The sequence below is a fragment of the Streptomyces sp. A18 genome (assembly GCF_059026065.1).
This window is the reverse complement of the sequence record NZ_JBWLKL010000036.1, coordinates 57954-79236: the sequence shown is the minus strand read 5'-3', so window position 1 is coordinate 79236 and position 21283 is coordinate 57954. Positions and strand designations below refer to the sequence as shown.

The 21283-nt window shown below is 68.2% G+C and carries 16 protein-coding genes; 7 read left to right on the top strand and 9 right to left on the bottom strand.

The features are described from left to right. Positions 1-193 precede the first annotated feature (193 nt). On the bottom strand, positions 194-835 hold the full coding sequence (locus AC5P1C_RS35340) for a hypothetical protein (RefSeq protein ID WP_493870074.1): 642 nt from the start codon (positions 833-835) through the stop codon (positions 194-196). Between the two features lie 436 nt (positions 836-1271). Here AC5P1C_RS35340 and AC5P1C_RS35335 point away from each other — a divergent pair, with 436 nt between their 5' ends. After that, positions 1272-2639 (top strand): FG-GAP and VCBS repeat-containing protein, encoded by a 1368-nt coding sequence (locus AC5P1C_RS35335; RefSeq protein WP_493870073.1) that lies wholly within the window; start codon positions 1272-1274, stop codon positions 2637-2639. Positions 2640-2819: 180 nt separating this feature from the next. On the opposite strand, the gene AC5P1C_RS35330 is transcribed toward AC5P1C_RS35335, so the two are convergent. Continuing rightward, the gene (locus AC5P1C_RS35330) at positions 2820-3812 is read right to left on the bottom strand and encodes an NUDIX hydrolase (protein WP_493870072.1); all 993 of its coding nucleotides are present in this window, start codon (positions 3810-3812) and stop codon (positions 2820-2822) included. Between the two features lie 150 nt (positions 3813-3962). Between AC5P1C_RS35330 and AC5P1C_RS35325 the strand changes: the two genes are divergently transcribed. The 5 genes from AC5P1C_RS35325 to AC5P1C_RS35305 all read left to right on the top strand — a co-directional run bounded on the left by AC5P1C_RS35325 (position 3963) and on the right by AC5P1C_RS35305 (position 10634). Then, the gene (locus tag AC5P1C_RS35325) at positions 3963-6203 is read left to right on the top strand and encodes a hypothetical protein (RefSeq protein ID WP_493870071.1); all 2241 of its coding nucleotides are present in this window, start codon (positions 3963-3965) and stop codon (positions 6201-6203) included. Continuing rightward, positions 6193-7599: a hypothetical protein gene (locus tag AC5P1C_RS35320; protein ID WP_493870070.1), complete on the top strand. Its 1407-nt coding sequence runs from the start codon at positions 6193-6195 to the stop codon at positions 7597-7599. The genes AC5P1C_RS35325 and AC5P1C_RS35320 overlap by 11 nt, the downstream gene beginning before the upstream one ends. Before the next feature lie 387 nt (positions 7600-7986). Next, complete coding sequence (locus tag AC5P1C_RS35315) at positions 7987-8724, top strand: hypothetical protein (RefSeq protein WP_493870069.1); 738 nt, start codon at positions 7987-7989, stop codon at positions 8722-8724. Between the two features lie 171 nt (positions 8725-8895). Next, positions 8896-9570, top strand: coding sequence for a hypothetical protein (locus AC5P1C_RS35310; RefSeq protein WP_493870068.1), 675 nt, complete (start codon positions 8896-8898; stop codon positions 9568-9570). Continuing rightward, on the top strand, positions 9567-10634 hold the full coding sequence (locus AC5P1C_RS35305; RefSeq protein WP_493870067.1) for a hypothetical protein: 1068 nt from the start codon (positions 9567-9569) through the stop codon (positions 10632-10634). Before AC5P1C_RS35310 ends, AC5P1C_RS35305 begins: the two co-directional genes overlap by 4 nt. 25 nt (positions 10635-10659) lie before the next feature. On the opposite strand, the gene AC5P1C_RS35300 is transcribed toward AC5P1C_RS35305, so the two are convergent. From AC5P1C_RS35300 to AC5P1C_RS35275, 6 genes are all read right to left on the bottom strand, one after another. Continuing rightward, positions 10660-11217, bottom strand: coding sequence for a hypothetical protein (locus AC5P1C_RS35300; protein ID WP_493870066.1), 558 nt, complete (start codon positions 11215-11217; stop codon positions 10660-10662). Next, positions 11218-11511, bottom strand: coding sequence for a hypothetical protein (locus AC5P1C_RS35295; protein WP_493870065.1), 294 nt, complete (start codon positions 11509-11511; stop codon positions 11218-11220). It lies immediately after the preceding gene. Positions 11512-11519: 8 nt separating this feature from the next. Next, positions 11520-12176, bottom strand: coding sequence for a hypothetical protein (locus AC5P1C_RS35290; protein ID WP_493870064.1), 657 nt, complete (start codon positions 12174-12176; stop codon positions 11520-11522). Positions 12177-12193: 17 nt separating this feature from the next. Next, complete coding sequence (locus tag AC5P1C_RS35285) at positions 12194-13636, bottom strand: hypothetical protein (RefSeq protein ID WP_493870063.1); 1443 nt, start codon at positions 13634-13636, stop codon at positions 12194-12196. A gap of 3 nt (positions 13637-13639) precedes the next feature. Then, a complete protein-coding gene (locus AC5P1C_RS35280; protein WP_493870062.1) occupies positions 13640-13933 on the bottom strand; it encodes a hypothetical protein in 294 nt (97 codons plus the stop codon). 161 nt (positions 13934-14094) lie between these two features. Continuing rightward, a complete protein-coding gene (locus AC5P1C_RS35275) occupies positions 14095-14397 on the bottom strand; it encodes a WXG100 family type VII secretion target (protein ID WP_493870061.1) in 303 nt (100 codons plus the stop codon). 309 nt (positions 14398-14706) lie between these two features. On the opposite strand from AC5P1C_RS35275, the gene AC5P1C_RS35270 reads away from it, so the two are divergent. Further along, entirely contained in the window at positions 14707-19392 is a 4686-nt protein-coding gene (locus AC5P1C_RS35270) for an FtsK/SpoIIIE domain-containing protein (protein WP_493870060.1), read from the top strand. A 162-nt stretch (positions 19393-19554) separates the two neighbouring features. Here AC5P1C_RS35270 and AC5P1C_RS35265 read toward each other — a convergent pair whose 3' ends face one another. Further along, the gene (locus AC5P1C_RS35265; protein WP_493870059.1) at positions 19555-21168 is read right to left on the bottom strand and encodes a serine/threonine-protein kinase; all 1614 of its coding nucleotides are present in this window, start codon (positions 21166-21168) and stop codon (positions 19555-19557) included. Positions 21169-21283: the final 115 nt, after the last annotated feature.

Sequence of the window (21283 nt, the reverse complement as noted above, 5' to 3'; positions counted from 1 at the left end):
ACCCGGTCCGGATCACCGGGCGTCGGATCCTTGTCCAAGTCCAGGACATGCCAATCCGCCGGACGATTCCCCGCCATGCCGCAACCCCCGCCGCATCCGCCTCACAAGTACCCGTACGCACATGCGAAGTTACTAGCTGCGTGCGGGATACGGGAAGGCGGCAGGGCCGCAGGGCGCCAGTGGTGGGGCCCGCCTACTCCGCGAAGCGGAAAGTAGACGTCACCGCATCGAAGATGTCGAAGAACGACTCCGCCAGGTCCAGGACCTGGCTGCTCCCCGCCACCAGCGCGACCTTGCCCTCCTGGCCCGGAACCGGAATGAATGTCTGCATCAGGACGACGCGAATCGTGCGGTCGTCGCCCGGGACCGAGATGTCCTCGATGCCGAATGTCCGGGCCGCCATCCCCACACCCGGTATCTCGACCGTCGTCACCTTTCGGTAGGTGTCGCCCTCGCGCTTGGCCTCTCGTACGCCGAGCTGGGCCACGATCGCCGCCGGGTCGGTCGGCATCACGTCGCCGTTCGACGTGCGGGCGCCGACCAGGGAGACCGTGACCGAGCCGGTGATCGGCACCTCGCCGCCGAAGCTCTCCGCCATGCAGCCGCAGTACAGGGCGCCGGACTGCCACGCCTCCTTGGACGCCTTGCGCAGAAAGCCCTCGAAGGTGTTTCGGTGCGGCTCCAGCTCGGGGCGCTCGCGTATGCGGTCGTTGATCATCTGCCGGATGCTGGCGTCGCGCGACTCCGGGCGGACATCGAACTCCCACCAGGTCTCAGGCACCTTGATGCTGAATCCGCCGCGGGCGATGGTCTGCGCTTCGGTGTAGCGGGCCATGCTGTTGTCCCGTCCCCTCGTTGGCTCTGGAATGTCAGCCTACGAGGCGGGCCGGAGTGAACCGCCGCTAGGCCGTGTATCCGAAACCATGCGCGCGAGTCGGCCTCGCTCCCTCCCACTCCGGACGCCACCGCGTTGCGCACCGAGCCTGTCCTTGAACCTCCGCCCGCGCCTCGACGCCCGGCACACACGCGGACCGCACACCGACCGCACACCGACCGCACGCCCTGCCGTCAGATGCGTACCGCGCGGGCGACGGGGTTCAAGGCAGGCCCTGACAAGCACCAACTACGTTCTCCGCGCCCACGTACAACCCTTCGGCGCCGCTACCGGTCTCCTGTTCGCCGACCCCACGCCCCACCTGGGACAACTTCCGGTGAATGGTGCGGCACCCCCCCCCTCACTGCCCCTCGACTCGCAAGGAACCCCGACGCCCATGCGCATCCCCACTACGGCCACGCTCGCCACCTTCCTGGTCGCTGGCCTCATCCCCCTCACCCTGCCCGCCACGGCAGCGAGCGCCGCGCCCGCGAAGCACGGCGACGACTTCAACGGTGACGGCTACCGCGACTACGCGTACTCGAGCTTCAGCGCCAGAGGGGGTGGCGGCGTCTCCGTGGTCTTCGGGACCGCCACCGGGCCCGGCTCCAGACAGCAGCGCGTCACCCAGGCGACCTCCGGCGTGCCCGGCGCCGACGAGGCCGACGACATGTTCGGCGAGGTACGGTCCGCCGCGGACTTCGACGGCGACGGGTACGGCGACCTCGCGGTCGCGGCGACCGGTGAGAACGGCTCCCACGGCGCCGACCAGGGTGCCGTGACGATCCTGTGGGGCTCCGCCTCCGGCCTGTCCAAGGGCACGACTCTCCCTAACAAGAACCCGGGCCGCAACAACTACATGGGCAAGGACCTGGCGACCGGCGACTTCAACGGGGACGGCAAGCAGGACCTGGCCGTCATCAACGACTCCATGACCTACGTCTACCGCGGCCCGCTCAAGCGCTCCGGCACCACCGGAACCGTGACCAAGCTCGACAAGACGACATCCTTCTACGCCTCGGCCCTGATCTCCGGCAAGGTCAACGGCGACAAGAAGACCGACCTCGCGATCATCGGCGACGTGGTCAGCTCCCAATCCATCGCGTCCGACGCCTGGTTCATCAAGGGGGGCGCCAGCTCGCTCACCCCGGGCAAGAGCCTGCGTCTGGAGTCCCAGTCCGGCAACGGCGGCAGCTCCGAGCGCGGCGGCGACGGTGTCATCGCCGACTTCGACAAGGACGGCTACGGCGACATCGCCATCGGCACCTCCCTCTACTCCAAGCACAAGGGCCGCGTCAGCGTTTGGTACGGCGCCTCCGGCGGCCCGTCCCGAAGCGCCCACCTCACCCAGTCGACCAGTGGCGTCGCCGGATCGCCGGAGAACTACGACGAGTTCGGCTCATCCGTCTCGGCGGGCGACGTCAACGGCGACGGCTACGCGGATCTCGCGGTCGGCGTGCGCGGTGAGGAAATCGACGGCCAGGACTACGCGGGCGGCGTGCACGTCTTCAAGGGGCGGGCAAGCGGCCTGCCCGGTGCCGGTTCGCAGTGGTTCGCCCGCAACACCCCCGGCGTGCCAGGTCCTTTGTCAGAAGACGACCAGTTCGGTGGCCTTGTACGGCTGCGCGATACAAACGGTGACGGAAAAGCCGACCTGCACGTGAGCGCCTTCGACTCTCTGCGGCTGCCCGGCTCGACCAGCGGCATCACCACGACGGGCGCGACGGAATACGACGCGGCCCCCATCGACAGCTTCTTGCAATAACTCCCCTGGACGAATAGGAGGCTGTCTTTGAACCCCCGTCGTTCGCGCGGAGCGCGGGTGCGGAGCGCGGGTGCGGAGCGCGGGTGCGGAGCGCGGGTGCGGAGCGCGGGTGCGCGCGGGGTTCAAAGACAGGCCAGGCGGGCAGATCCCTGCTCCCTCCCGCTCCCCCTTGCCCCCTCGTCAGGCTGGCCCGTCCGCGGCGGCTTGCACCACTCTCGCGATCAGGTCGTGGATCAGGAATTCGTCTGGCGAGCAGTTCTCTTTGAGGCGGGCCAAGTCGTCGCCGGGGCCGAACCAGTCGTAGGTGGAGTGCTTGGCCCATTCCAGGACCGGGTGGTCCAGGTCGCCGTCGACCTCGATCAGGTAGTCGGCCTCGTGGCGGAGTCCGGCTCCGTCGTCTCCGGACCAGACGCTGGTGCCGAGGAACCGGCTCACCCGGCGAAGGCGCCAGCCCGTCTCTTCCTCTACCTCGCGCGCGAGGGCGTCCAGGAGGCTTTCCCCTGCCTCGACGTGGCCGCCCACGATGTCCCACGCGCCGGGAAACAGGCGGCGATCCGGGCTTCGCTTCTGCGCAAAGGCTTGGCCCGTCGAGTTCAGGATGACGGCACCGACCGTCCACAGCTCGCCGGGGGCGGGCACCGGTACCTCGACGCCCTGGTCCACGGTGAAGCCGGATTCCCCCCACACCGCCTTCAGGTCCGCGCAGTGCACCGTGATCGTCGCGTCCGTCAGCTCGATCTCGTGCCTCACTCCCCCATCTTTGCCTTCGCCCCCGCCTTCGCCTTCGCCCCCGCCTTCGTACGGCAGGATCTCGTCCAGTAGCACCGTGATCGACTCCATCCAGTCGATCGACCTCGCGTAGTCGACGGAGAAGTGCGTGACACCTGCGTACTCGATGCGCAGACCTTTGGCGTGCTTCCACTGATTTGGACTGAATGTGATTGCTGCCGCGGCGGATCCATTTGCCGTCTTTGTAGGCAGCGTGATCTTCGTGAGCTCCAGGTCCTTGACGCATCGCTCGTCCGCGAAGGCGTAATGCCCTGCATCGGAAGCAAAGGCCCACGCGCCGGCTGGTAGCGCGGCTCTCAGGGCGGGCAGCGCTGCCAGGTATGACTGCGCGTCGACCCGGAAGCCGTGGTGTTCCGAGTCCCAGTCGACCTTCACGTACTTCACCCAGAACTTCCTTTCCGGAAACTAGCGGATCTGTCTTGCCAATCGATCCTCCACATTTTTAGCCGCCACCCCGGCGGCGATCTCCATCTTGCGGAGCAACGGTCAGCACCCCCATGGAAACGCCTCCGTCGCGACAGTAAAGTGCGGCCAATGAGTTACGGGGTGGGACGGGTGAGTGTGGTGGCTCAGGTGACCGGGGCGGTGGCGAACAGGGAGCCCTACGCCGTGGGCATACCGCGTGTGGGCCCGCGCGGGGCAGGCCGCCTCGCCCTACTACTCACCGCCCTCTGTTCCCTCCTCCTGCCCCTCCTCCTGCTCGGCGGTGCAGGAGCCGCCTCCGCCGCCCCGCCCACGCAAGCGACCGCGCCCGCGCCCGCGCCCGCGACAGCGCCCACCCGGGACGACAAGAACGCCCCCACCCAAGCCGCCTCCCTCGCCGCCCTCCTCCGCTCCGACCCCGTATACGTGTCCGACCAGCTCCCGCGCGAGGTCCCCCGCTCCACCGCCCCGCAGTTCAAGAAACTGGCCCAGCGGACCACGGTCCCCACCTACGTCCTCGTATTGCCCGAGCAGGGCATCGGCGGTGACCGGCTGCTCGCAGCCGTGCATGATCGGCTGGGGCGGGACGGGCTGTATGTGCTCGTCGATGACATGGGTGTCGCTGATGCCACCGCCTTCGGAGTGCGGGCGCCCGCCGATGACGCGTCGACCGTTGCCCTTTACGAACTTCCTTACGATGCCGGGCCCTTGCTCAGCTTCGAGCGGTTCACCGACGTCATCGCGCAGGGCCCCAAGAAGGCCGCCGAACGCGCCGAAGCCGCCCGTAAGAAGTACGGTGACACCGGCGAGGACGCTCCGAAGATGCACATCGGTCCCGTCGACCGCGACAACCAATCGTTCGTCACCGGGATCGCCCTCAGCGGCGTACCGCTGCTGATCATCGGTCTCAGCCCGTACGTACGCCGATGGCTGCGGCAGCGGCACCTGACGGCTGGCACCAACACCGAGGCAGTGGCCCCGCGCCGCCTCACCGCCCGTCGCGTCGAGGCCGGCGCGGCCCTTCTCGTCGCCGGGGCCATCGCCGTCGGAGCCACCCTCGTCTTCGGCCAGAAGACGTCCGGCGCCGCGCCCCCGGCCACCGCATCCGACCTGTCGAGCCGCGTCGAACGCGTCTCCGAAGGGCTGAGCGACAGCGGCCCCGTCTACAGCGATCCCGAGAGTCCACACGTCCTCGACTCCGCCCAGCAGCGTGAACTCAGCGACTGGGCACGGGAATTCGGGCGCGGGCCCGTCTTCGTAGCCGTCGTGCCGCAGCTCACCGAGGACGAGTCCGGGGGCGAGCCCGAGCTCTTCGTGGAGGCCGTCCGGCAGAGAATGGGGCAAAAGATCGGCGAGAAGGGCGATCACGGCGTATACGTCGTCGCCGATCCGCTCGGCGGCGACATCGACGTCGTCACCTATGACGTACGCATCGACGCCAACCTCGTCGCCTTCGACCTGCCCGACTCCATCCGCTACGGCGACGACGACGACCGTTCCGTCGACCATCAACTCGGCGAGCGGCTCGACGACCTGACCGCCTTCCTCGACAAGGCGCCCCGCATCGACCGGCCCGAGACCTCCTCGCTCGGCATGGACGACGAGCCCGAGCCCGTCGAGGAAGAGGCGCTCTCGCCGCTCTTCTCCGGTGACTTCTGGCCGGGGCTCTTGGTCGGCGCGCTCGCGGCCGCGCTGCTCTTCGGGATCGTCGCCGCACTGCTCGGCATCCTGCGCCTGGCCGTGCCGGGCCTGCGACGCCCTCGTACGACGTCGGCCCCCTCGGCCACCACCTCCTTCGCCGCTCCCCCGGACCCGTCCCACGACTATCTGCGCCGCATCGCCCGCGACGAACTCGACGCACTGGCAAGGGAGTTCGATGCAGCGGAGGCGCAGGACGGCGCTCTCCGGTCCTCCGTCCGCAGCCGCGTATGGGACTGCCTCGACACCGCCACGCTCCTCGCCGACCGCGATCCCGACGGGTACGTCGACGACGACACCACCCCCGCCGACCTCGCGGCCGCCATCGTCCTCGCGCGGGCGGGCCGCGGCGCGCTCGTCGGGGCCGACAAGCCCTGTTGCACGCTCAACCCGATGCACGGCCCGGCCACGGGATGGCGCGACGCCCAGTACGCGCCGGAGGAGCGGCGGCTGCGCACCATCCCGGTGTGCGCGGAGTGCCGCGTCCTGGTCGAGGCGCAGCCGCGCCTCGCGTACACGCTCCGGCTCACGTTGCCGGGCGCGCGGCGCGGTGAGCGCGTGCCGTACGAGGAGGCGGCCGGGCCACTGCCCGCCGCGCGTGACGGGATCCCTCAACTCATTCGTCAGGTAAGGGAGTACGCCGGTGTCCAGTGACCGTGCCGTGAAGCGTGCCATCGCGAGGGCGGGCGTCGCCCTCGCGGCTCTCGCGGCCCTCGTCGCCACGGTGTCGCCCGCGGCGGCGCAGGCACCCGCGGCGCCGAGTCCGGGCGAGAAGGTCGCCGACGCGTTGCGCCGTTCGCCGGTGTACGTCGATGACGCGTACGCCGACTCCGTACCGCTCGCCCGGCAGAAGCAGCTGGCGCGGCAGATCGAGAAGACCGGACTGCCCATCAAGGTCGCTCTGGTGCCGATCGTGCAGGGCGACGCGTATGACGGCGAGGCCGACGCCTTCGCGGAGGTCGTGCACGATCGCATCGACCGTCGCGAACTCGTTCTCATCACGGGCGGCGACAAGTGGAGCGGAAGCCTCAACGGCTATGAGTGGCCGGCCGAGAAGCACCAGGCCAACGACGCGGTGGGTGCGGTCGGCTTCCTCGACGAGATGAAGGACGCGGGGCTCGCCGAGCAGACGGAGAAGGCCATCGAGCTGATCGCGGAGGGCGACGGCACGAAGGTGTACGAGGACGCCACGGCCGATCTGGGGGACGGGGACGGCGGCAGCCATCCTCGCGAGGACGAAGGCTCCGACGGTGCGAACGGCGACGGCTCCCCGTGGCTGACGCCGGTCGCGGTCGCCGTCGGTCTCGCCCTGGCGGCCGGGACACTGTTCGTCTTCGTACGCGTACGACGGGGCCGGGGCGGCGTCAGCCCGAACCGTTACCCGAGCGCCACCGGTTCCCCCTTCGCCCACCCCAAGGCGGTGTTCGCGGCGGCGCGTGCGGCGGACGAGGCCGATCTGCGTCGCCAGACCGAGGCGGAGGTCCTGGCTCTGGGCGAGGCGGCCCAGGCAGCTGACACGTCCACGCCAGGCCTGCAAAGGGCACTTGACGCATACGCCGCCGCAGGCACGGTCCTCGACTCGGCCCGCGGTCTACCGGACCTGGCGGGTGTGCTGGCCCTGGTGACGGAGGGCCGAGACGCGCTTGAACCGGCACACAACGACACAACAACCCCGCCGCTCCCCCTCTGCTTCTTCAACCCCCTGCACGGCCGCGCCGACCTCCGCATCCGGTGGCGTCCTCTGGGCCGACGCGATCAACTGCACGTCGCGGCGTGCGAGGAGTGCGGGGCGGCGGTCCGTGAGCGCCGGGCCCCGGAGGTACTGACGGACGAGGGTCCGGAGGGGCGCAGGGTGCCGTACTTCGAGGTACCGGCCGAGCGGAGCGTGTGGGCTGCGACGGGGTACGGGTCGCTGCTGCGGGGCGGAAGGTCCGGTGGGTCCGGTGGGTCCGGTGGGTCCGGCGGGTCCGGCGGGTCGGGTGAGGGGCTCGCGGCGCGGGTCGGGCGGGGGGACTTTTCGCGGGGGCGACTCGATCGGGATCAGGGCTGAGCGGCCAAGTTGCAAGAAAGTTCCAGTCCCCTCCACACCGGCCAGCGCGTATGCGCCACCGAGCCGGGACTTTTCTGCAACACCCAAGCGAGCAGGCATACGGATGCTTCACCAGCACCTGGACCATCACCATCACCTGCACCATCACCTGCACCTGTACCTCGTGCTCAGTGGGACGTGGCCTCAGCCGCTCCAGGCGCTCCCCCTCCGAGCACTCCCCCACTCCGGGTACTCGCCCCGCCCCAGGAACCCCGCCCTCCACGTCACGACACGATGACAGTCCGTCGAAATGAGCAGCCTCGCCCTGCTATCGGCCCTGGTGGTACCGACAACCCCACGGATAGCGTCAGCCACTCGAATCCGCCCTCGCCCCACCGGGAGCCGACCGTGAACCGCAACACGATGCCCGTCACCGCCGCGCTCGCCGCGACCGCGGCCCTGCTCCTGACCGCCTGCGCAAGCGGTGACGACGGCAAGGGCGACGACTCCAGCAAGCCGACCGGTTCTTCCGCTCCTCCCACCACGAAGAAGCCCACGAAATCGGCCGCTCAGCTCGCCCTGACCAAGAGCGAGGTACCCGCCCACGCCGTGGTGGAGCCCTCCGACGAGTACGTCTTCGCGAAGTCGAGGGACACCATCAAGCTCGACAAGCCCGCCTGCGCGCCGCTCGGTTACGCGATGAACCAGTTCCCCGCCGGCGATACCAAGGACAGTTTCGTCCGTGTCGCCGAGAAGAAGGAGTTCGACGGCGCCTTCACTTACATCACCCTCGCCACATACGCGCCCGGGAAGGCGAAGGAGGCCATGACCGACATGGCCAAGGCGGTCGGCGCGTGCAAGGGTGGCTTCACGGTGAAGGGCGACAAGGCCTCCAGCGCGTACGAGACCGTCGCCCCCGAGACCACCGGGACCGCACCGACCCCCGGCGCCGACGACTCACTGGCCTTCAGGGCCACGTCCTCGTACAAGGGCAACACGCACACGATGCGCACTCAGGCCACCCGCCACGGCGACACCATCGCCCTCTACTACGCGGTGGACGGCAACGCGTTCCTGCAGTCTCGTTCCGGCGACGCGCAAATTTTCCCGGCGGTGGTCAAGTCCCAGGAGAAGAAGATCAGTTGACGTTGGCGCGGAAGGGACGAGTCCCCTGCAAGGCGGCTCTCCGCGCGTCACGACACGATGACAGTTCACCGAAATGCGACACCTTGCCCCGCTATCGACTCTGGTGGAACCAGCAACCCCACAGATAGCGTCGGCGCTTTGGAGACCCCCTCGCCCCACCGGGAGCCGACCGTGAATCGCCGCACCATGCCCGTCACCGCCGCGCTCGCCGCGACCGCAGCCCTGCTCTTGACCGCCTGCGGCAGCGGAGACGACGGCAGGTCCAAGGACGACGACAAGATCGCCGGTGCCGACCAGGGGGCCGGGAAGCCGAAAAAGTCGGCGGATCCGTCGGCAGCCCCGGCGGAGGACAAGCCGGACGGCGTGGACCTGACGCTGCCGAAGGACATGGACCTTGTCTTCGACTGGGACAAGCCGGCGGACAAGGACGAGGCCACGGCGCTCGATGACGCCCGGCACTTCGTGCAGTCGATCTACCGGGGAGTCGCCGAGCAGACGGTCAAGGACCCAGCCGTCTCCACCTACGCGACGGACAAGGGGCTCAGTTACGCCCACACCCAGATCCAGGGGCGCATCGACGCAGGGCTGACCTCCACCGGCACTCGACGCCATTTCCAGGAGAAGACGCGGAAGTCCCCGAACGGCAACGCGGTCGAGGTCTCGTTCTGCGTGGATTCCAGCAAGTTCTACTCAAAGGAAGTGAAGTCGAAGAAGGTCCGCAAGGGGGCACCCGGAGCGGCGTCGTACGACTTCTTCAAGATCGTGATGGCCAAGTTTTCGGGGAAGGACGACTTGTGGCGCGCTTCGCTCGTGTACGTGACGGAAAAGGCAGACCAGTGCGCGTGAGCCGAGCCGCGACCGCCTGCCTCTCGCTGTCACTCGTCATCAGCGGTCTTCTGGCGAGCGGGGTTGCCTACGCCGACGAAGACTTCGGCAACGGCAAGGGCGGCGAAAAAGAGGCGCAGGGCGGAGGCGACGAAACCGGCATCTACGCCGCCGCCAAGGTCCAGTACTCCGGAGCCGTCACCAAGGACGGCAGCAGCGGAAACGTCTCCTCGGCCGACGTCAACTGGGACCCGCCGCCCTGCTGGTACGCCCCGTACCTCGGCGCCAAGGACTTCAAGAAGAAGATGTCCAAGAACATCAAGGACCAGTTGAACACCCCAGGCCTCGGTTCGGGGGGAAGCGCCTTGGGCGAGCTCCAGCGCCACTACGAGGACGACTACGGCTGGACCGACACCCCTGGCTACAAGGACTACAACGTCGAGAAGGACGGCGAGGGGATGTTCTGGGCAGGCGTCGAGAACCCCAACGAACCGGACGCCCTCGCGCGGATGTCGTGCTCCGACATCCCCTTCTGGGTCGACAACGGCGAGCCCGCGCCGCCCCAGTACGAGGAGGCCATCACCCCGGAGATGCTGGCGGCGCTCGCCTACCAGCACATGGAGCTGCCCGGCACGAAGGTCACCCTCGCGCCCGAGGCCGTCACCAAGGTGAATCTGCCCACTTGGGCTTGGCTCGACAAGGCCGTCTTCGACGACGTGACGGCGACGGCGGAGATCAACGTCCCCGGCTTCAACCTCCAGGCGACCACGACCGCCAAACCCAAGTCCCTCACCCTCGACCCCGGCACCAAGGACGCCACCACGATCCCCGCCAACGGTGAATGCCCCATCGTCGACGGCAAGATCGGTGAGCCGTACGCCAAGGGGAAGTCCAAGGAGACCCCTCCTTGCGGCATCGTCTACCGCCGCTCGTCCGGCGGCGACACGTACCCGCTGAAGGCCTCCCTCACCTGGGAGATCAGCTGGCAGGGCACGGGCCAGGCAAACGCGGTCGGCATGCCCGACGGCACGATCGAGGCGGTCCAGGACATCACGGTGGAGGAAATCCAGTCCATCAACCGCTGACCATCCGGGGCGGCGAGACGAACGTCTAACTCGCCGCCCGACTCTTCCCCTTGCCCTTCTTCCGCAGCTTCCGCAGCCGTTGCTGCTGTGCTGTGCGGCGCTGTTCCTCGCGGGTGGAGCGCACCCGGTATGCGGTCCAGCCGAGGGCCGCCGCAGTGACGGCGTAGGCGAGGAGCGCCGGGAACGCGCCCTCGATCTCCTCGCAACTCGGTGACGACGAGCTGCAGTTGCGGCCCGGGAGCGCCGAGAGGATGTACAGCGTCAGGAGCAGCGGCACCGCCCAGCACGCCGACGTCGCTGTGCGCCGCGCCAACCGGCGCCGGGGGCTCGTGTCTTGGAGGGAATGGGCCTCGGACGCCAACAACCCTCCGTACGCCCCTGCCACCGCCAGCGCACCGGCCATGATGCCGAAAACCCACGCGCCACCCGGCCAGTCCGCGATCAGGCTCGGCGACTCGCGGATCACCGCACGCCAGGCGCCCTTCGCCCAGAGGATGCCTGCGGCCAGGGCGAGGAGTACCAGCACGAAGGCCGCGACGGCGAAGCCGTCGCGGGAGCGGGGGGCGCTGTCTTTGCGTGTCATCTAGAGTCCCAGGGCAGCGTTCCAGCCACCACGTCGAAACAGTTCCACCAGATGGTCAGCCAGGGGGGCCATGGGCGTGGTCAGGAGCAGCGGGCTCTTCGCCCCGGGGATCGGGACGTAGTGCGTGAGAAGCGTGTTGCCCAGCTGGGACGAGGGGTCCGGGGATCCCCGGCGGCGCTGGCGGATGGCGCGGCCCGCTGCCGCCAGGGCCACTACTCCGGCTTCGGCACCATCCTTCGTGCCGCCTACGTTGTAGCCGGATGGCTGCGAAGTGAACTCACTTGAGCGCTGCATCTGATCCGTCAGCTCGGATGGTCTCGGTTGACTTCAATTCCATTCGCGTCAACTGGAATGACTTTCATCGTGGTCATCAAGTCATCTGTCAGCCGCGCGATCTCTTCGGAACGCTCGAAACCCTCCCACGACACCATGACGACGACGAGCGTATCGAACCCGGGCGGAAAGACGGCGTACTTGATGTACTCGGCAAGCTGACCACCGAACCCAAGCTTACGCTTGGCCTTCACCACTGCCTGCACACGTACCGCAGGGCCGGGAGTCAGGTCCGGGAATGTGACATTTGGTTCGCCCACAATTTCGGCATTTGAGAAATCCAGAAGCAGTGGCACAACCTCATCAGGCGGAGGGAGTGGTGTGCCCTCGTCGTGGTAGGAATTCACAACCAGGTCCGCCAGCCGAACCCCTCCGGCCGTGTAGTACGCCGCCGCGAGATTCGGGTCGTCCTTGCTCAACTTCACCGCGTGGGCGGTCAAGTCGTTAACAAGCTTGCGGCCGCTGACGGTCAACTCAAGTGGATTGAATCGCTTGACAGCTTGCCCTGCGAGGCCGAGGGCTTCAGCCGTCGTGCTGGTATCGAGCGTCAGATCGATCCAGCCATCTTCAAGATCAAAGTTGCAGTCGAAGTCAGCGACTGCACGAGATTCGCCGCCTGGTTGCATATGATTCCCTGTCTCCGTCAGTCAGCCATGAGGGGGTTGAGATTGCCGTCCAGGCTAATACCGGCAAGCGTAACCCCGGAGCCAACGAACGACAGCCCAGTAGCAGCTCGCGACAATCTGTTGACGGCAGGATCATCACCGAGGACGTCAGCGGCAAACTTGATCTCCTTGAGGTCAGACGCAACCCCGGGGTCGGCCATCGAGAAGGACCGCCTTGCCCCTACACCGAGGTCACCGTCCCCTCGGACCTTGAGCCCGTCCAACGCTTCACGATAATTCCCCCTCGAGCCAAGGGGACCAAAATTGTTCTTCCAGGCCGTCTTTGAGAAGAGATCCGTGAAGGGCTCCTTCAGAGACTTGAGCCCCTCCCCCTCACCGAGCTTGAACTCGTTGAACTTTCCGGAGATAGATTCCTTCAGTGAGCTGATGGGCCTCGACGATTGGAACCTGAAGCCTTCACCGGATGCTCTGTTAAGGCTCTTACTGGCTCGTTTCATCTGCCTTGGCGTAGCGGCAACACGTGCCTTACTCATGCTGGCCAATGCCTTCTTGGCGAACTTCCCAGCTACCTTCGAGAAGGCCTTGCCGACGCCCATCATGAGAAAACCAAGTGCGGCCATCCCAAGGTCCATCATATCGGCATTACCTTGGAATACTTGAACGATGGTGCACAGCGCCGAGATCAACGTAGTGATCATGGCCAAAGCGCCGAGCGCGCCGGCCAGCGCCTGCCCGATGACGGGAATCCAGCCGACCAGTAGCGCAAGCACCCCGCATACCGTCGAGATCACCTCCATCACCGACTTGATGTCGTCGACGAGGGATTCCCAGAAGCCGTCCTTCAGGGAGTCGTCGGCGATGACGTCCTCGATCGCGTCACGCGCGCGCTTGGCCGCGTCGTCACGGACCTTCTTCGCCTGGACGATCTTCTGCCGGGCAGCCTCGATGTCATCGCCCGCGCCGTCCCGCGCCTCCTCCAGCTTCTTCTTCTCGTCCTTGCCGTCCTTCTTGTCCTTGTCCTTGTCGGACAGACCGTCCAGGCTCTTCTGACTCGCACTCTTGCGCTCGTCCGCGTCCTGCGCCTCCTTGAGCGCGAGGTCCGCCATCTCCTGGGCACGGTTCAAATCGGAGGCGTAATTCTTCGGCTTGGCGTGCAGCTTGTCCTCGAACCTGCCACCCACCTCCGTCACTTCACTGCCGAAGGCATCCGCCGCCGTGTCGTACCGCTTGAACGCCGCCTCAAGCTTCTTGACATTGCCCTGAGCCTTCTCGCGGAACTCCTTGCCCGCCTTGCTGTCCCAGGCCTCCACCTCGGAGACCGCCTTGATGTTCTTGATCTGCCGCTCAAGCTCATCAGCCGTCTTACGAAGCTTCTTCCCCAGATTCGCGACCCGGTCGGCATCACCAGGAATCGGATCGTTGTCCGCGACCGGGTGCCAATCACGTGGACGTCCGGCCATGACTCAGCCCTTCTTCTTCTTGGGATCCTGCGCACCACGGATCGCCTCGGCCAGCTGGTGGTCGATGTCCTCGTACGCTTCCGCAGCGGCCTTGGCGATCTGCGCGAGCGCGTCGACCTCGTCCGTCAGCCGCTTGCGGCTCAGCTTCCAGTTGTCCGCGAAATCACCGAACTTGTCGGCGAGGTCGCCGTTTCCGAAATCGTCCTCGTACTGACCGCCGAGATCCTCCAGGCCGTCGAAGGCCTTCTTCACGTTGTTGAGTCCGGTGCCCATGCCCTTGATCACGTCAAGGTCCAATTTGGCCCGGTCGCCACCGCCACCCACAGTGCCCCCATGGCATTCACGCGCTGCACGTAATTCACGTAATTCACACATTGACTACCGACATGCGACGGTGCGACGGCCCACCGGGAGGGGCGGGCCGTCGCACCGTTTCGTTCACCAGATCAAGGGCACGACTACTTGCCCTTGACACCCCTGGCGAGGTCGTCGTCCAGGTCCTCGTACGCCTTCGCGGCGCTGGTCAGGAACTTGCCCATGCCCGTGAGGCCCTCGATGGTGTCCTTGGCGCCCTTTTTGAACTCCTTGAAGGAGTCCTCGAAGGCCTGCGAACCCTTGCGAGTCGTGTAGCCGTTCTTCACCAGGTTCTCGACGAAGCGCTCGAGAGCGTCGAGCTTCTCGTCGATCTTGTCCTTGGCGTCGTTCAGCTTGCCCGCCGCGGTCCGCATCTCCTCATATGTGATATCGGCGTCTTTGGCCATGTGGCTTCACATCCAATCCAACTCGCCGCAGGGCCATCCCCCTTGGCTCCTCAGTGCGGGTCGCTCGAAGGCCGTGTGACCGGTCGTACGATCTTCCGCTCTTGAGCCAGCAGCTTACGGGTGGGGCAGAAGTGAGCACACCCCGGTTGAGTCACAGCTCTGCTATGAGCCGGTGCACAGCCCGTTGCCTGCGGGAAGGGTGGAGCGGCTATCGTCACAGGCACTGTGGACAGCCTCACAGGCACTGTGGACCAGCCACCCTGACCGCGCTCCGGAAGCGGTCACGGCGGGCTGAAGGGGAGGACGATCGTGCGCCTGACTCTGACCGTCGTCGATCCGCTCGGCGGCGCCAACGCCGACGTCGTGCTCGACGCCGATCCTGAGTCCTCCGTGGGGGACATCGCCAAGGAGCTGGCGTCGCACGTCGGGTACGGCGGCGGCGACGCCCAGATCATCCCGATCGGCGGGCACCAACTCCAGCCGGGCACCGGCCAGGGCGGGGCGCCCATCGTCTTCGTGGACGGCTACCCCATCGACGCCGCCGCCACCATCGGCACATCGCCGCTGCGCGAGGGCGCCGTCGTCAGCCTGCACGACCCCGCCGGCTGCCTGCCCGGCGAGCCCACCGGCCTCGTCGAACTGCGCGTCGCGAGCGGGCCCGCGGCCGGCGCCGTGCACCGGCTCGGGATCGGGCGCTACGACATCGGCAGCGGACCCGCCTCGTACATCCGCATCGACGATCCCGAACTGCCCGCACGTGCCCTGACGTTGTCAGTTGCAACCGATGGCACCTGCCAAGTCGCCGTACATGGCGACATAGACGGCGTGACCCTCGAGGGCAAGCAGTTCGGTGAGGTCGAGGAGAGCGAAAAGGGCGAGAAAGCCGCCAATGGGGAGAAGCGCGAAAAGCGCTCGAAGGGCAATAAGGGCGATAAGAAAGAGAAGCCGCGGGACAAGGGAGAGTGGCCGCTCGGCGCCCAGATCGCCATCGGGAACACCCTTCTCGAACTCGACCGCTATGCCCCGCCCAATGCCGCTCTGAAGTGGTCGGACGACGGTTCAGGACTCGATTACAACCGGCCGCCACGACTGCGCCCGCCCGAGCGCCAGACGAAATTCAAGCTGCCCAATGCGGTACGTGATTACGAGGCCCGGCCGCTGCCCTGGCTGATGGCGCTCACGCCGCTCGTCGGTGCCGTCGTATCGGCGATGATCTTCCAGCGCTGGTACTACCTGATCATGGCGGCGCTCAGCCCGCTCATTCTGTTCGGCAACTACTTCATGGACAAGAAGCACGGGCGCAAATCCCATGCCAAGCAGGTCAAGGAGTACAACGAACACAAGGAGCGGATCGAGAAGGACGCCCAGGAAGCCCTCGTCGCCGAGCGGCTCGACAAGCGGCAGGCCATCCTCAGCCCGGCGGGCATCCTCTCCCTGTCCACCGGACCCCGTACGCGGCTGTGGGAGCGGCGGCGCACCGACGCCGACCACCTGCTGATCCGCGTCGGCACGGGACGGCTCGACTCCGAGGTCGTGCTCGACGACCCCGAGCAGGACGACCACAAGCGCGAGGTCACGTGGAAGATCGAGGACGCGCCCGTCGCTCTCTCGCTGCGCGACCTCGGCGTCATCGGCATGGCGGGCCCCGGCGACTCCGCGCAGGCGCTCGGCCGCTGGGCGGTCGCTCAGGCCGCGGTCCTGCACAGCCCGCTGGACGTCCAGTTCTACGTACTGACCGAGAACTCCGCGCGCGAGACCTGGGACTGGACGCGCTGGCTGCCGCACTCGCGGCCCTCCGGGATGCAGGACGCGAACGTACTGATCGGGACCGACGCCGAGACCGTCGGCTCCCGTATCGGTGAGCTGACCCAGATCCTCGGCGCCCGCCAGAAGGCCGCCAAGGAGAACAACCGGGGCAGCGCGGCCTCCTTCGGCGACCCGGACATCGTGGTGATCTGGGACGGTTCACGGCGCCTGCGCTCCATGCCCGGTGTGGTGAAGCTGCTGCGCGAAGGGCCCGCCGTGTCCATGTTCGCGCTCTGCCTCGACGACGAGGAGCGGTTCCTGCCCGGCGAGTGCCAGGCCATCGTGATCGCCGAGCCGCGCCCCGAGGAGATCAGCCTGCCGGCGCGGTCCACCGCGCCCGGCTCGGATCCCTCCCCGGACGCCCCCGGCGGCTTCCCCTCCTTCCAGGCCTGGCACCCCACGGCCGACGACAGCGAGCAGGGCGCCGAGAAGCCCCTCGAATTGCGGCTGCGCGTCGAGCAGACGGACGCCGCCCGCATCCGTTCCGTACGGCCCGACTTCGTGTCCCCTGCCTGGTGCGGGCGGCTCGCCCGCGCCCTCTCGCCGCTGCGGGACATCAGCGGTGAGACCGAGGACTCCGCGCTGCCCGGCTCCAGCCGGCTGCTCGACGTGCTCCAGCTCGAGCCGCCGACGGCCGACCAGATCACCGCGCGCTGGCGGATGGGCGGCCAGTCGACGATGGCCGTCATCGGTGAGTCGTACGACGGGCCCTTCGGCATCGACATGCGGCGAGACGGGCCGCACGGCCTCATCGCCGGTACGACCGGTTCCGGTAAGTCGGAGCTGCTTCAGACGATCGTGGCGGCGCTCGCGGTGGCCAACACCCCCGAGAACATGACCTTCGTACTCGTCGACTACAAGGGCGGGTCCGCGTTCAAGGACTGCGTGAAGCTGCCGCACACCGTCGGCATGGTGACCGACCTCGACGCGCACCTCGTCGAGCGCGCCCTGGAGTCGCTGGGCGCCGAGCTCAAGCGGCGCGAGCACATCCTGGCCGCCGCCGACGCGAAGGACATCGAGGACTACCAGGACCTGGTGCGCCGCGATCCCTCGCACCCGCCCGTGCCCCGGCTCCTCATCGTCATCGACGAGTTCGCCTCGATGGTGCGTGACCTGCCCGACTTCGTGACGGGCCTGGTCAACATCGCTCAGCGTGGTCGTTCGCTGGGTATCCATCTGCTGCTCGCCACGCAGCGCCCGAGTGGTGTGGTCTCGCCGGAGATCCGGGCCAACACCAACCTCCGTATCGCCCTGCGTGTCACGGACGGCGCGGAGTCGAGTGATGTCATCGACTCCCCCGAAGCCGGCCACATCGCCAAGAGCACGCCTGGACGTGCGTATGTCCGCCTCGGGCACGCCTCGCTCGTCCCCTTCCAGTCGGGCCGCGTGGGTGGCCGCAGGCCCGGCGCCACCGACCCGGCACTGCTCGCGCCGTGGGCGGGTCCGCTCGGGTGGGAGGACCTGGGCCGGGCCGCGCTGGTCAAGCCGAAGGCCGCCGCGCGCGAGGAAGAGGAGATCACCGACCTCAAGGTGCTCGTGGACGCCGTGCGCGACGCGAACGCGACGATGGGCATCCCCGCCCAGCACAGCCCCTGGCTGCCCGCGCTCTCCGAGACGCTGCAGCTCGACGAGATCCCGCTGCCTTCGGTGAGCGACAAGCCGGGCGCGCTCGCTCCCGCTCCGTACGGCTTGGAGGACATCCCATCCGACCAGGCGCGCCGCCCGGTCGTGGTCGACTTCGAGACCTTCGGGCACCTGCTCATCGGCGGCGCCCCGCGGAGTGGCCGCTCGCAGATCCTGCGTACGCTCGCGGGCTCCATCGCCCGTACGCACTCGTCCGCCGACGTGCACCTGTACGGCATCGACTGCGGCAACGGCGCGCTCAACGCGCTCACCCGGCTTCCGCACTGCGGGGCCGTCGTCAGCCGCAACCAGACCGAGCGCGCGGTGCGTCTGATCACCCGCCTCAAGGGTGAACTGACCCGCCGCCAGGACCTGTTGGCCGACAAGGGCTTCGCCGACATCGGCGAGCAGCGGGCCGCGGTGCCCGAGGAGGAGCGGCTGGCGCACATCGTCGTGCTCCTCGACCGCTGGGAGGGCTGGCTGCCGACGCTGGGCGAGTACGACCACGGCGAGCTGACCGATGAACTGCAGGCGATGATGCGCGAGGGCGCGAGCGTCGGCATCCACCTGGTGATCACCGGTGACCGCCAGGTCCTCATCGGCCGCATGGCCTCCCTCACCGAGGACAAGTACGGCCTGCGGCTCGCCGACCGCTCCGACTTCTCGATGCTCGGCATGAACGCGCGCAAGGTGCCGGAGGAGATCCCGCCGGGCCGCGGCTTCAAGAACGAGCACGGCACGGAGACGCAGTTCGCGCTCCTCGCCGAGGACTCCACGGGCCAGGGCCAGGCCGCGGCGATCTCCGGGATCGGCGAGGCGGCTGCGGCGCGCGACACGGACGTACCCCGCTCGCGCAAGCCGTTCCGTGTGGACAGCCTGCCGAGCCGAATCGGCTTCGCGGAGGCCTGGGAGATGCGGGACCCGGACGCGTCGCGCTCGAAGCTGTGGGCGCTGGCGGGGATCGGCGGCGACGACATCATGGGATTCGGCCCCGACCTGGCGCAGGGTGTGCCTACGTTCGTGGTGGCGGGCCCGGCGAAGTCGGGCCGGAGCACGACGCTGATGAATCTGGCGCGGTCGTATCTAACGCAGGGCGTACGCCTGGTGATCGCGGCGCCACGGCCTTCGCCGCTGCGCGAGTTGGAAGGCCAGGAAGGCGTCCTGAAGGTCTTCAAGGAGGACGACATCGAGAGCGACGACTTCAAGGAAGTCGTCGAGTCGGCGTCACCGGAGGACCCGATCGTGTGGATCATCGACGACGGCGAGGTCCTTGAGGACTGCGACGCGGAGCGCGAGTTCAAGCGCCTGGTGCAGCGCGGTTCGGAGCGGGGCCTCGGCCTGGTCATCGGCGGCGACGAGGAGGAGGTGTGCGGAGGCTTCTCCGGCTGGCAGGTCGAGGCGAAGAAGGGCCGCCGCGGCATTCTGCTCTCCCCTCAGGACTCGTCGAGCGGCGAACTGATCGGCATCCGGACGACCCGGAGCATGGTCGGGGGGCCGATCGCGCCGGGGAAGGGGTTGCTTTACACGGGGAGCGGGGAGCCGGTGACGGTCACTACGCCGATGTGAGGGGTCCCTGCGGGGCTTGGGCGGGGGCGGTGCTGGTTCGTCTGTGAGGGCGGGGCCGCGCCGGTGCGTGCGGGGCGGGAAGGCTCGTTCGTCCAGGGTCGGATCCGGGGTAATCGGGCGGGTGGTGGGAGAGGTTTGGTCGGGTGCGGGTGGATCCGGGGTTCAGTTCAGGCGGGTCAGCTTCGCCTCGGGGTTCCCGGACTTCTCGTTCTCCGAGAGGTACAGGAGAGCGTCGCCCTTCGGGCGGAGTCGGACCGTGTGGGCGTTCTTCGTGCACTGGGCGCCGCTCGACGCCTGGCCCTTGCCCCCCGCCACGATCTCCTTCCCCGTCACCGACTTCAGGGTGAGGTCCACCGCGCAGACGCCGCCCAGTTGGTCCGTCTGCGTCATCACCGCGAAGCGCTCGCCGACCTTGCCCTGTTCGACCTTCAGTCTGAACGTCCCCATCGGCACCGCGCCGTTCGCCGCGACCGCCTGGCCCTCCCACGTCCCCCGGTAGGACACCGGCACCTTGCCGTCGGGCGCCTTCTCGCTCGCGGCCGGGGGTTGTCGGCCCGCGTCGCTCGACCCTTTTTCATTCCCCGGAAGCAGTCCGAAGACGAAGACGGAGCCGACCGTCACTGCGGCCAGCGCGCCTGCCACCCCCAGGACCAGCGTGCAACTGACCTTGCGGCCACGCCCGTCGGTCCCGTTGGGAGTCGAGGCCGCGGCCACCGAGACGGTCACCCGGCCGGGCGGGCCCGATGGTCCCCCTGACGTCTGTGTGGGGACGTACGCCGCCGGTGGAGAAGGAGCCGCTGCGTACGAAGGGTCCGGTGGGCCGAAGGATGGCTGCGAGGTGTCCGTTCCGAATGGCACCGGGCCCGACGGCTGTTCCCCGGCCGTTTCCAGGTCGAGGATCCGCACCGCACTCCTGCTGACCCGCTCCACCAGCGGCCCCGGCAGCCACCCTGCCGCCACGAGCCCGTCCGCCCCCGAGGGCGCGAGCCGTCGCGCGATCTCCTCCGGAGCCGGGCGGGCTTCAGGGTCCTTGGCCAGGCAGCGTTGGGCCAGGTCGCGCAAGTCGCCTTCCAGCAGGCCCAGTTCCGGTTCTTCGTGTACGACCTTGTAGAGCAGCGATGCCGATGAGTCCCCCGGGAACGGCGACACTCCCGTCGCCGCGAACACCAGGACCGCGCCCAGCGAGAAGACGTCCGCCGACCCGGCGACGCCCTTCCCCAGGATCTGCTCCGGTGACATGTAGCCGGGTGAGCCGACGGAGACACCCGTCGATGTGAGTGATGCCGTGCCGTCCGTCGCTCGTGCGATGCCGAAGTCGATCAGGCGGGGGCCGTCCATCGTCAGCAGCACGTTCGACGGCTTGACGTCGCGGTGCACCAGGCCCAGGCCGTGCACGTGCGTCAGCGCCTCGGCGAGGCCCGCCACGAGTACTCGTACGGAATGGGTGGGGAGAGGGGCCAGGTCCCGGACCGCCTCCGCGAGCGAAGGCCCCGCCGCGTACCCCGTGGCCACCCACGGGACGGCCGCCTCCGGGTCCGCGTCGAGGACAGGCGCCGTCCAGTCGCCGCCCACCCGCCGCGCCGCGTCCACCTCGCGCCGGAAGCGCGCGCGGAACTCCTCGTCGAGCGCGAAGTGCGGATGGACGACCTTCACCGCGACCGTACGGCCGCCGGAGCTGCGCCCCAGGTAGACCCGGCCCATGCCGCCCGAGCCCAGCCGGCCCAGGAGACGGTAGGGCCCGATGGCGGTCGGTTCGCCGGGATCGAGCGGGTGCATGACGAAGGCCTCCCCCGGACGCGTGCCGCACGCCCGCGGCCACACGGACCGCGGGCGTTGATTCTCTGCGGCTCAGGGTAGTCCGCGGGTACGACCAGTGGGCCAGGCCTGCTCA

Bases quoted from the DNA above. Each gene is read 5' to 3' on its own strand.
- AC5P1C_RS35275 (WP_493870061.1), bottom strand. From the start codon at position 14,397: ATGGCCAAAGACGCCGATATCACATATGAGGAGATGCGGACCGCGGCG.
- AC5P1C_RS35295 (WP_493870065.1), bottom strand. From the start codon at position 11,511: ATGCAGCGCTCAAGTGAGTTCACTTCGCAGCCATCCGGCTACAACGTA.
- AC5P1C_RS35325 (WP_493870071.1), top strand. From the start codon at position 3,963: ATGAGTTACGGGGTGGGACGGGTGAGTGTGGTGGCTCAGGTGACCGGG.
- AC5P1C_RS35340 (WP_493870074.1), bottom strand. From the start codon at position 835: ATGGCCCGCTACACCGAAGCGCAGACCATCGCCCGCGGCGGATTCAGC.
- AC5P1C_RS35300 (WP_493870066.1), bottom strand. From the start codon at position 11,217: ATGACACGCAAAGACAGCGCCCCCCGCTCCCGCGACGGCTTCGCCGTC.
- AC5P1C_RS35335 (WP_493870073.1), top strand. From the start codon at position 1,272: ATGCGCATCCCCACTACGGCCACGCTCGCCACCTTCCTGGTCGCTGGC.
- AC5P1C_RS35285 (WP_493870063.1), bottom strand. From the start codon at position 13,636: ATGGCCGGACGTCCACGTGATTGGCACCCGGTCGCGGACAACGATCCG.
- AC5P1C_RS35290 (WP_493870064.1), bottom strand. From the start codon at position 12,176: ATGCAACCAGGCGGCGAATCTCGTGCAGTCGCTGACTTCGACTGCAAC.
- AC5P1C_RS35265 (WP_493870059.1), bottom strand. From the start codon at position 21,168: ATGCACCCGCTCGATCCCGGCGAACCGACCGCCATCGGGCCCTACCGT.